The organism is Actinoplanes cyaneus (assembly GCF_016862095.1).
GTDB classification, from domain to species: domain Bacteria; phylum Actinomycetota; class Actinomycetes; order Mycobacteriales; family Micromonosporaceae; genus Actinoplanes; species Actinoplanes cyaneus.
The window spans coordinates 58,828-69,062 of sequence record NZ_BOMH01000005.1 but is presented as its reverse complement, the minus strand read 5'-3'; the positions used below and the strand labels follow the sequence as shown (position 1 = coordinate 69,062).

10 protein-coding genes and 3 tRNA genes are annotated in these 10,235 nt (G+C 70.8%); 10 read left to right on the top strand and 3 right to left on the bottom strand.

Features of this window, described 5'->3' with window-relative positions; genetic code table 11:
- Positions 1 to 1,362: 1,362 nt before the first annotated feature.
- Positions 1,363 to 1,599, bottom strand: coding sequence for a hypothetical protein (locus tag Acy02nite_RS03960; protein WP_203738403.1), 237 nt, complete (start codon positions 1,597 to 1,599; stop codon positions 1,363 to 1,365).
- A gap of 17 nt (positions 1,600 to 1,616) precedes the next feature.
- Between Acy02nite_RS03960 and Acy02nite_RS03955 the strand changes: the two genes are divergently transcribed.
- Positions 1,617 to 2,051 carry a hypothetical protein gene (locus Acy02nite_RS03955; protein WP_203738402.1) on the top strand — a complete coding sequence of 145 codons (435 nt, stop codon included), beginning with the start codon at positions 1,617 to 1,619 and terminating at the stop codon, positions 2,049 to 2,051.
- The gene (locus tag Acy02nite_RS03950) at positions 2,048 to 2,350 is read left to right on the top strand and encodes a transcriptional regulator (protein WP_203738401.1); all 303 of its coding nucleotides are present in this window, start codon (positions 2,048 to 2,050) and stop codon (positions 2,348 to 2,350) included. The genes Acy02nite_RS03955 and Acy02nite_RS03950 overlap by 4 nt, the downstream gene beginning before the upstream one ends.
- Before the next feature lie 4 nt (positions 2,351 to 2,354).
- Here the strand turns inward: Acy02nite_RS03950 and Acy02nite_RS03945 are convergent, their stop codons facing one another.
- The gene (locus tag Acy02nite_RS03945; RefSeq protein ID WP_203738400.1) at positions 2,355 to 2,939 is read right to left on the bottom strand and encodes a hypothetical protein; all 585 of its coding nucleotides are present in this window, start codon (positions 2,937 to 2,939) and stop codon (positions 2,355 to 2,357) included.
- Entirely contained in the window at positions 2,939 to 3,241 is a 303-nt protein-coding gene (locus tag Acy02nite_RS03940; RefSeq protein WP_203738399.1) for a hypothetical protein, read from the bottom strand. Before Acy02nite_RS03940 ends, Acy02nite_RS03945 begins: the two co-directional genes overlap by 1 nt.
- Positions 3,242 to 3,333: 92 nt before the next feature.
- Here Acy02nite_RS03940 and Acy02nite_RS03935 point away from each other — a divergent pair, with 92 nt between their 5' ends.
- The 8 genes from Acy02nite_RS03935 to Acy02nite_RS03900 all read left to right on the top strand — a co-directional run bounded on the left by Acy02nite_RS03935 (position 3,334) and on the right by Acy02nite_RS03900 (position 10,146).
- Complete coding sequence (locus tag Acy02nite_RS03935) at positions 3,334 to 5,532, top strand: TRAP transporter permease (protein ID WP_239174167.1); 2,199 nt, start codon at positions 3,334 to 3,336, stop codon at positions 5,530 to 5,532.
- 13 nt (positions 5,533 to 5,545) lie between these two features.
- Positions 5,546 to 6,547 (top strand): TAXI family TRAP transporter solute-binding subunit, encoded by a 1,002-nt coding sequence (locus tag Acy02nite_RS03930; protein WP_203738398.1) that lies wholly within the window; start codon positions 5,546 to 5,548, stop codon positions 6,545 to 6,547.
- Between the two features lie 323 nt (positions 6,548 to 6,870).
- Complete coding sequence (locus tag Acy02nite_RS03925) at positions 6,871 to 7,368, top strand: SigE family RNA polymerase sigma factor (protein WP_203738397.1); 498 nt, start codon at positions 6,871 to 6,873, stop codon at positions 7,366 to 7,368.
- An 11-nt stretch (positions 7,369 to 7,379) separates the two neighbouring features.
- Positions 7,380 to 8,234 carry a hypothetical protein gene (locus Acy02nite_RS03920; RefSeq protein WP_203738396.1) on the top strand — a complete coding sequence of 285 codons (855 nt, stop codon included), beginning with the start codon at positions 7,380 to 7,382 and terminating at the stop codon, positions 8,232 to 8,234.
- A 200-nt stretch (positions 8,235 to 8,434) separates the two neighbouring features.
- Positions 8,435 to 8,508 (top strand) — tRNA-Leu (locus Acy02nite_RS03915).
- 19 nt (positions 8,509 to 8,527) lie between these two features.
- Positions 8,528 to 8,608 (top strand) — tRNA-Tyr (locus Acy02nite_RS03910).
- 53 nt (positions 8,609 to 8,661) lie between these two features.
- Positions 8,662 to 8,732: transfer RNA gene (locus tag Acy02nite_RS03905), tRNA-Cys, on the top strand.
- Between the two features lie 70 nt (positions 8,733 to 8,802).
- Positions 8,803 to 10,146 carry a ferredoxin reductase family protein gene (locus tag Acy02nite_RS03900; RefSeq protein ID WP_203738395.1) on the top strand — a complete coding sequence of 448 codons (1,344 nt, stop codon included), beginning with the start codon at positions 8,803 to 8,805 and terminating at the stop codon, positions 10,144 to 10,146.
- Positions 10,147 to 10,235: the final 89 nt, after the last annotated feature.

Genomic DNA, 10,235 nt, shown 5'->3' with positions numbered 1-10,235 from the left:
GGCCCCTCCCGGCTCACCACGCCGGCCGCCCCCGACGCTGCTGGCCCCTCCCGGCTCACCGCGTCGAGCCGCGCCCCGCGTCGCTCAACCCCCGGGCCGCGCCTCGCGCCGGGCCGCGTCCAGCCGCGCCCCGCGTCCAGCCGCGCCCCGCGCCGCGCCGCTCGACCCCGGCCCCCCTCTGGTCGCTTGCTGCCGGACGCTCCACCGTGCCGAGCCTTAAGCATGAAGCCAGAAGATCCGCTGCAGTTCTGCGCCCAGTGGCCCGGCAGGCACGCCGCAAACGTGCATCTCACTCTCCTGCCGAGAGAGGCCGCTGCAAGGCGGCGTCCACCGTGCCGATGAAAGTCCGGACCAAGCGTTGACAAAGGCACAAGAAATGTCGGCGGACCACGCGCGCCAGACGCCTTCCGGACGCGGCCAAAAACAGCAAAACTGGTTGCCCTGAGCTGAACCACAGCCCGGTGCCCACGGTGGACCCGGCGGCATCCCACCTTATCGAGTGCCACCTCGACCACCATCACACACCAACTTACTAAAACAATGAACAAACCAGCTTGCCTACGGCCGGGCGCAGGCTGAGGGCTGGCGGCTGTGGGAGGCCCGGGCGCGGGCTGCGGTGAAGGTGTTTCGCCGGGAGTCAATGCTCCCGAGGGGACAGCAACCGGAGCGAGCGCGCTCGGCTCAGGATCCGCCGGCTGCGGCGTCGCGGCAATCACTGACGCCGCCTCATGCTGCCGATCCTCACCGACGGTGACGGCCTCCCACGCCGCCGCAGCACCCCATCCCGCCCGGACCAGCTTCCGTGCATGGCGCTGGCGTAAACCCCAAGCGCGATGCCGTTCATGTTCGCGTCGAAATTCCTCCCGCTCCGCCGAATAATTGCGCGCCAGGGTGCGATCCCGCATTCCCGCGAGCTCGGCCCGGCTGAACAACGACATCTGCGCCACCATCAAATTGTCCCAGCCCAAGAAATGCTGGTGTAAGCGTCGGCACGTGCCAAAAACTATTTCCTCCCGGCGGCACCGAAACGGAAATGAGCACCGAACGGCGACGACGGCCGAACTGTCTCGTCTGCGACCCGAACGGACGGCGGCGCGCGGTCCTCGCCGCAGACCGACCACGATCGCGACTTCGATCCGGGCCCCCTCCACACCGCCGTCTTGATTCTCCGAGAAGGGAGCGTCTCGGGCGGCTGGTGCTCATCGTGATAACGCGGTCGCGACAACCACGGTCGTGACCAGCCCTGAGCCGCGCGAGCCCTGCCTGCGCCTGGATCTTGTCGATGAGCGGATGCCGACCCCGGCCGGGCACCGGCATGGGCTGGGCGGCGTATGCGCCGAACTTGTCATTCAACCTCCGGGCTCAGCCCAACGTCGCCGCGGACTCGACCGCTGCGTCATCAAGGGTGACGACAGCGCATGCCGGCCAGCGCGCCGGGCGCGGACAGAGACCGGGCGGATCGCGCGTTCCCTGCGGCAGATGCGGATGCGCCCATCGGTGATCGTTGTGGCGGTCATAGGTGAACCGACGGAAGCGATCGATCGCCCGCGCGTGCCAGATACTTTCCAAGTGGTTGAAGGTTGCCATGGTGGAAAACATCTGCGATAGTTTCCGCTATGGAAAACAACCTGGACGTCCCTAACCCGGCCGAGGCCCGCAAGGCGCTGGCAGACATCGACACAGTTCAGCGCGCCGTGCGCGACACGCCGTGGCCCACGTGGCTCTACCCGGTCAACGCACTCCTGCTGGGCGCCATGACGTCGACCTTCGCGCTGGGCGACGACGGCTTCGTCCCCCTGCTCGCCTCCTGCGCTGTGCTGATCGCGGTCAACACGCTGGCGGGGTATCGGATGGGCACACCGTTCGCCCTGCCCACCAGTCGCGTCTTCCTGGCCTCGGTCGGCGCCGCGATGGCGTGCCTGCTCGCCGCGTTCATCGTCGCCGAGGTCACCACCCAGCGATGGCCGATCCTCGTCCTCGCCGTCGCGGCGGCCGCCGTCTACCTGGCTGGTGGTGTGGCGCACCGGCGGTCGACAGGGGCACCCCGGTGACCGCGGACCTCGACCCGATCATCCACCCGACCCACCGGTTGCGCATCTGCGCGATGCTCGTCGCCGGCGGCACCCTGGAGCTGTCGGTCGTCAAGGAACATCTGGATCTGAGCCCGTCGGCACTGAGCAAACAGGTCGCCGCCCTGGTCGACGCCGGTTACGTGAAGCAGGAGCGGCTCGGCTCGGACACCCGCCGGGTGTGGCTCTCGATGACCCGCCAGGGACGCAAGGCGTACCAGGGACATGTCGCCGCCCTCCGCGAGATCGTCAACGCCACGACGGTTCCCGCGCCGGACTGATCTTTCAGCGTGCCGGGCAGCGCTTGGCGACGGTGACCGTCGAGGCGGCGTCGAGGGCCAGCGACAGCGCGAGCCCGTCCTTCAGCGGCACGCAGGACACCTCGGCACCGCGCCTGATCACCAGGTAATCGCTGGACTCCTTGGGGACGAACCAGGTCAGCGCCACCGCCACGACCAGCGCACCCATCGCCACGACGACCAGGATCTTCGCGCGGCCCAGCAGCCGGACGGCGACCGCCTCCTGCTTCCGGAAGAGATCACGCACCTGCGCGTACGTGCTGAGCACCGACCCGATGCTGCCCTGCGCCGCCTCGGCGGCGAACCACGTCGCACACCCCGCGCATCCGATCGCCGCGAGCACGCAGAGCCCGGCCACCACCCGCCATCCGACCGGCAGCTGGTCCGCGCTGCGTGGCCCGGCCACCAGGGCGACGAGGCTGAGCAGCCCGGTCAGCGAGCCGATCGTGGCCGCCCACCGCCCGGCGACGGCCCGCACGTCGTGCAGCGAGTCGAGCGTCAGCCGCCGCGCCCGCGCCTGCCATTCCCGGTCCTCGGCGGTGACCGTGCCGGGCGCCGGGCGCAGTCTCATCACGACTCGTCCCTGAGCTCGAGGTAGCCGGCCCGTCCGCATCCGGTCAGGCCGGCCGGGCGTCCCTCGTGGTCGGCCGTGCAGTCACACACCACGAGGACCTTCAGCACCTCGTGCACGACGCGGGGCGGCAGCGCGCCCGGCGCCGCGGTCACCCGGACCACGCTGGTCTCGCTCGGGTGCGCGCAGGTCGGGCAGTCGCCGGAGAGACGCCAGCCCCCGTCGGCCTCGTCGAGCGACCAGGTCTGGGCCACGGCGTCGGTCCAGCCCGCGGGCGTCTCCTCGCGGTACGCAACGGTCATGCCGTCATGCTATCCACTGTCGACTTCCCGGCTCGCCCACTATCGGATGATCAGGGACCTCGGGCGGGCGGCGGCATAGTAGATTCCCTTCCATGGGTGATGATCGATCTCTTGGTGTCGATGACCCCGCCGCGGTGCACTACGACGACGAGGAGCGGCCCGCCCGTGAGCTGACCGGGCGCGTCGGGGCCGGGGTGGCGGTCGTCGCCGCGGGAGCCGGTGCCCTGACGCTCTGGCAGGTGTTCCGTCCGCTCTCCCAGGGCAGCCAGTTCTACCTGATCATCTTCCTGGCGGTGACGCTGCCACTGGTCTTCATCGCGTACCGGGCAAGAATCGACAGTGACCGGAAGCCCACCGTGACCGACTGGATCCTCGGTGCGGCGGCGGTGGTCGCGTGCCTTTACCCGGTGAATCCGTTCGGCGGTGGATATGACGGCTTCCTCGACCGTCAGGCGCTGCTCGAACCCGTCGACATCGCGTTCGGCGCCGTCCTTCTCGTCCTGGTGATCGAGGCCGCCCGGCGGACGACCGGGCTCGCCCTGCCCATCGTCTGCGTCGCCTTCCTGGCGTACGGCTATTACGGCGGCCTCCTCCCGCAGAACTGGCCGATCGCGCACGCGGGGCTCGACTTCGCGCAGATCGTCGACGCGCTCTACAACTCGGGCAGCGGGTTCTACGGGACCCCGCTGGACGTCGCCGCGACGTACATCGTGCTGTTCACGATCTACGGCGCGGTCCTGGACCTGTCCGGGGCGAGCCGGTTCTTCGTCGACCTGTCGGTGGCGGCGTTCCGCAAGTCGCGCAGCGCGGCCGGGCGCACCGCGGTCGCCGCCGGGTTCCTGCTCGGCACGGTCTCCGGTTCCGGCACCGCGACGGCGGTCAGCGTGGGCGCGGTGACCTGGCCGATGCTGCGCCGCGCCGGGTACCCGCCGGAGCAGGCCGGGGGCATGCTCGCCGCGGCCGGGGTCGGCGCGATCCTGTCCCCGCCGACGCTGGGCGCTGCCGCGTTCATCGTCGCGGAGTACCTCGACGTCTCCTACCTGACCGTGCTCGGCTGGGCGATGATCCCGACCCTGCTCTACTACCTGGGGATCCTGCTGGCCGTGGAGATCGACGTGCGTCGGTTCGGGGTCCGCGCCGTCGACATGCCGGCGACCAGCGCGTGGCGGCTGCTGGCCCGCTTCGGGTACCACTTCTCCTCACTGATCCTGATCGTGGTCCTGCTGGCGCTCGGGCAGAGCGCGACCCGCGCGGTCGTCTACGCGACCCTGCTCGCCGTCGCCCTGTCCTTTCTCGACAGAACTGCCAGGCTTTCCCCGGTACGTCTTTTCGCCGCGCTCGCCGCCGGGGTCCGCGGTGTCCTGCCGGTGGTTGCGGTCTGCGCCGCGGCCGGCGTGATCACCGCGATCACCACGAAGACCGGCCTCGGCGCGCAGCTCGCGTCGCTGCTGGTCAACGGCGCGCGGGCGGTCACCGACAACCCGGGCGTGGTGCTGGCGCTGACCGTGGCGCTGGCCGCCGTCGCGCTCTCCGTGCTGGGGCTGGCCGTGCCGGTCACCGCCAGTTTCATCATCGGCTGGGTGATCATCGGGCCGGCGCTGCTCGGGCTGGGAGTGAGCGCGCCGGCCGCCGCGATGTTCGTCTTCTACTACTCGGTGCTCTCCGAGGTGACCCCGCCGACCGCCCTGGCCGCGGTCGGGGCGAGCGCGATCACCGGCGGGCGGACCATGCCGACGATGTGGCAGGCGCTGAAGTACGCGTTGCCGGCGTTCCTCGCCCCGATCGCGTTCGTGCTCACCGACCGCGGGGAGTACCTGCTGGCCCGCGGCCCGGTCACCGGAATCCTGTGGACCACCGCGGCGGCCGGGCTGGCGGTGCTCGGCCTGGCCGTGGCGACCGGCGGCTGGGTGCCGGGCGTGGGCCGGGCCGGGACGGCGAGCCGGGTGCTGGGCGGGGTGGCCGGGCTGTTCCTGCTGTACCTGGCGCCGGTCGCGGCCGGGATCGGGGTGGCCGCGCTGGCACTGTCCGCGCTGCTGGCGGCGGTGCTGCGCAAGCGCGACCACGGCACGGAGACCCGCAGTCGCGGTGGCGACGGCGATTCCGGAGCGCGCGCTGCCGGTGACGACGGTGGTTCCGCGACACGTGCTGCCGGTGACGACGGGATCGCCGGTTCGCGCGGCCCCGACGACGGCGGCACGGAGACCCGCACGGGCGGCGCCGACGCCGGCCCGGACGGCACGAAAGGGACGACTCGGGCGGCAACGGCCGTACCGGATAAGAAGAAACTGTGACCGGAGGACTTGCATGCGACGAATCCTGACCGTCACCACCATTTCCGCACTCGCGCTGGCCACCGCGGCGTGCGGCGGCCGGCAGAACACGGCGGCCACCGACGCCGGTGGTGACATCACCTGCCAGGCCGGGCAGGACACCCGGATCGGCATCGCGACCGGCAACGCCATCGGCGTCTACTTCGCCCTCGGCAACGCCCTGGCCGAGCAGGTCAACGCGTCCGGCAGCAAGGTGCAGGCGACCGCGGCGGAGACCGGCGCCTCGGTGCAGAACATCCAGCAGCTCGTCGCCGGCACCTACGACGTGGCGTTCTCCCTGGCCGACACCGCCGCCGACGCGGTCAACGGCACCGGCAGCTTCACCACCAAGCAGCCGGTCGCCGCGCTGGCCCGGATCCACACCAACTACACGCAGGTGATCGTCCGCAAGGCGGCCGGCATCAAGGACGTGGCCGGGATGAAGGGCAAACGCGTCTCGACCGGCTCGCCGAAGTCCGGCACCGAGGTCATCGCCAACCGCGTCCTGAAAGCGGCTGGGCTCGACGCGGAGAAGGACGTCAGCGCGCAGAAACTCGACCTCACCAAGACCGTCGACGGGATGAAGGACGGCACGATCGACGCGATGTTCTTCTCCGGCGGCCTGCCCACGCCGGGCATCACCGACCTGATGACGACCGCGAAGGATCAGGTTGAGTTCCTCGACATCACGCCGGTGCTGCCGGAGATGCAGAAGATCAACGAGGTCTACCAGGAGAGCGTCATCCCGGCCGCCACCTACCAGCAGGCCGCGGACGTGAAGACGATCGTCGTCCCGAACTTCCTGCTGGTCCGCCAGAACCTCGACCCGAACGTGGCCTGCGTGGTGACCAGGACCCTCTTCGACCGCAAGACCCAGCTGGTGCAGGCCAACGCCGCCGCCAAGGAGATCAGCCTGGACACCGCCCGCAAGACCAGCCCCGTCGTCCTGCACCGGGGCGCGGAGAAGGCCCTCGACGACCTGAAGGCCCCGAAGTAACCCCAAGATCCGATTGCGGTACGTCGTGGGCACCGCGCCCGTGCGAACGTCCCCACGAGCCCGCCGCCACTTCGGACCGCCCCGCGCCGCCGGCCCGGGCTGGTTCTCACGGTCGTCATGAGGCACGAAGAACGACCGTGAGAACCAGCCCAGGACAGTGCGTCGCGGCCGCAGCCCGGGGGGTCCGCGCGGGCTCGCGACTGCGCGATCCGTCATGGCGTTCGCCTGCCTCCGGGAAACGATCCGTCCAGAAACGGTGGCCCGTGCAACCCTGACGGGTGGTGACCTCGTGTATGCCGCGACCGATGACGATGGGGGACGGCATGAGCGATCGTGACGAGGCGTTCGCGGAGTACTTCGCGGCGCGCTCCGGAAGCATGCGCGCCACGGCTTACCTGCTCTGCGGCGACTGGCACCGGGCCGCTGACCTGGTGCAGACCACGTTCACCAAGCTCTACCTGCGCTGGAACAAGGTGCAACGGCAGGAGTCGCTGGATCCGTACGTCCGCCAGGTGATGATCCGGACCTTCATCGACGAGGGCCGGTGGGGCTGGTGGCGGCGGGAACGCCCGCACGACACCACGATCGAGCGCCCGGCCCCGCCCGGCGCCCCGGTCGAGGACCGCCTCATGCTGCTGCGCGCGCTCGCCGAGGTGCCGCCCCGGCAGCGTGCGGTGCTGGTGCTGCGCTACTGGCAGGACCTGAGCGTCGAGGAGACGGCGGCGGCGCTCGGCACCACCACCGGCACGGTCAAGAGCCAGGCCGCCCGCGGGCTGGCCACGTTGCGCGCGGTGATCGGCGCGCCCGTCCCGGCCGAATGAGGGGGAACACCATGGACGAGAACGAGTTCCGCGACGCCCTGCGCACGGTGGTGACGCAGAGTCCCGAGCCGCCGCCGATGCAGGCCGGGCCGGCTGTCGCCGCCGGGAGACGATCGGAGCGACGACGTACGGCCCTGGCCTGCACCGGCGCGGTCGTCGCGCTCGCCGCGGTGACCGTCGTCCCGGCGCGCTACCTGTCCGCGGGGCCCGGCCCGGCGATCGACGTGGCCGGGCCGGCGGCGGCACCGAGCGCGCACGCCACGCCGCCGATCGAGTGGGCCGACGGGGGGACGCCGGATCCGAGCGACACCAAGCCGTCGTGGCCGGCCGAGGCGAACGGCGACGCCACGGCGGACAGCGGCCCGCGCTACCAGAAGGGCAAGCAGCTGCTCGGCGACCTGCTGAAGGTGGTGCCGAGCGGCTACGGGACGCCGACCGGCATGGGCCCGGGCGACATGGAGTACCAGTCGCACCAGGCGGCGATCGAGGATCCGGAGTGGAGCTACCTGGCGAGCGTGACGATCACCAAGGACACGACGGCCGGGCAACTCCATGTCGAGGTGCACGAGCCCGGCAACAAGCTGCCCGACGAGCCGTGCGCGCTGGCCCGGTCGTTCTGGGGGATCGGCGGCCCCTGCCAGGTGGTCGAGGCCGGTGGCAAGAAGGTCGGCGTCGTCACGTCGACCGGCGGTGACCAGCGGCTCGACCAGTTCGCGGCCTACCGCTACGCCGACGGCACCGTCGTCTTCGTGGCGCAGAACAAGGCCTCCGGCTTCGAGGGGCAGGCGCCGCTCGCCGCGCTGCCGTTCACCGCGCAGGAGCTGGCCGCGCTCACCCTCGACGCACGGTTCCACATTCGCGCGTAAATGCGTTGCCGGTCCGGGGCGGGCCGCATAGGTTCATGCACAGCTTCGAGCGATCAGACGATCAGGAGATCACGACCATGCTGTGTACGAGCCTTTATCTCGCCCCGGATCGGTGGCGCGGCTGACCGCCGCTCGTGCTCTTGCGCCGCCGCTCCCGACGTACGGGAAAGGCGGCTTTTTGTTGTCAAGGATGTGGTGACGCCCTCGTAGCCCAATTGGCAGAGGCCTGGCGTTGAGGACGCCAGCAGTGCGCGTTCGAGTCGCGCCGAGGGCACCGCGTGGTCACACGCCACGCGGGCGCGCCGACGCTGGAGAGTCGGGCCCGGCTGTAAACCGGGTGCTTCGCTGAGCAGGTTCGAATCCTGCCGCCCGCACGGAGGCGGTGTGTCGCAGTGCCGCACTGCGAAACGCCGCCTGGTACCAGCACGATCGCATGCCCGAGTGGTGAGGGGGCCGCCTGCAAAGCGGTACACGCCGGTTCGAATCCGGCTGCGATCTCGGTGAACCGGCGTCGCCCGGTGGTGGTACACCCCGGTAACTGCAGCTCCCAGCAGGGGAGGAGACCGGGATGACCGCCCTGACCCAGCCTCGAGTCCTCACCTTCCGACGATCCGTCCGCGTCGCGCGCGTCGCGATCGTGGCCTTCATCGTGCTGAATCTGGTCGCCGTCCAGCTCATGTTCGTCGCCGCCGGCCCGGGCAAGAACGTCGCCGGTACGGTCGGCCGCCTGCTCGGCCTCTACCTGGCACTCGCGATGGCCCTGCAACTGCTGCTGGTGGCCCGCCTCGCGACGGTGGACCGGGCGTTCGGCATGGACCGCCTCACCACCTGGCACCGCTGGACCGGCCAGGCGATCTTCTGGCTCGTGCTCGCGCACCCTGCGTTCGTGCTGCTCGGCTTCGCCCGGCTGGACGGCATCTCGTTCCTGGCCGAGACGGTCAACCTGGCGAAACAGCTCCCGGTCCTGCTGGGCATGATCGCGGCCGTGCTGATCCTGGTGATCGTGGTGCTGTCGATCCGGGTGGCCCGCCGCCGGCTCTCCTACGAGACGTGGCACGCGATCCACCTGATGCTCTACGTCGTCGTGCTGCTCGGTGTGCTGCACCAGGTCTACGAGGGCACCGCGTTCCGGGTGAACCTGTTCACGCAGATCTACTGGTGGGGGCTGTGGACGTTCGCACTCGGCGCGCTGATCGCCGGTCGCCTGGTCGTGCCGATGATCCGCAACGCGCGGCACCGGCTGCGCGTCGCCGCGGTCGTCGAGGAGTCGGCGGACACCGTCTCGGTCCACGTCACCGGCCGCGGCCTGGAGAGGCTGGCGGCGAGCGCCGGGCAGTTCTTCCTCTGGCGCTTCCCCGGGCACAACGGGTGGTGGCAGGTCAACCCGTTCTCGCTGTCGGCCGCGCCGAACGGCCGGTCGCTGCGGCTCACCGCGAAAGGCGTCGGGGTCACCAGCGCGGGGCTGCGGGAACTGCCGATCGGCGCGCGGGTCTACGCCGAGGGACCCTACGGCGCGTTCACCGCGGCGCACCGGGTGCGGGCCGCGACGGTGCTGGTCGCGGGCGGGATCGGGGTCACCCCGATCCGGGCGCTGCTCGAGGATCCCGCGCTGACCGGTCACGTCGTCGTCCTCTACCGGGTGCGTGACGCGCATGACGCGGTGCTTCTCGGGGAATTGAAGAACCTGGCTGATGTACGGCACGCGCGGCTGCACCTGCTCACCGGCCGCACCGGCAGCGACAACCAGCCGTTCGCGCCGGAGCGGATGCTGGCGCTGGTCCCGGACATCACCGCGCGCGACGTGTACGTCTGCGGCCCGGAAGCGATGACGTCGTCGGTGCTGGACAGTCTGCGGCGGTTGCGGGTGCCCCGGCGGCAGGTCCACGCCGAACGGTTCCGCCTCGCCGGATGAGCTGGGGCCGCCCGGAAGATGCCCCCGGGTGACCCCTTGAAGAGGGTTCCGGGCGCTGCCTCCGTATGGGGGAGGCAGCGCCCGGGCCC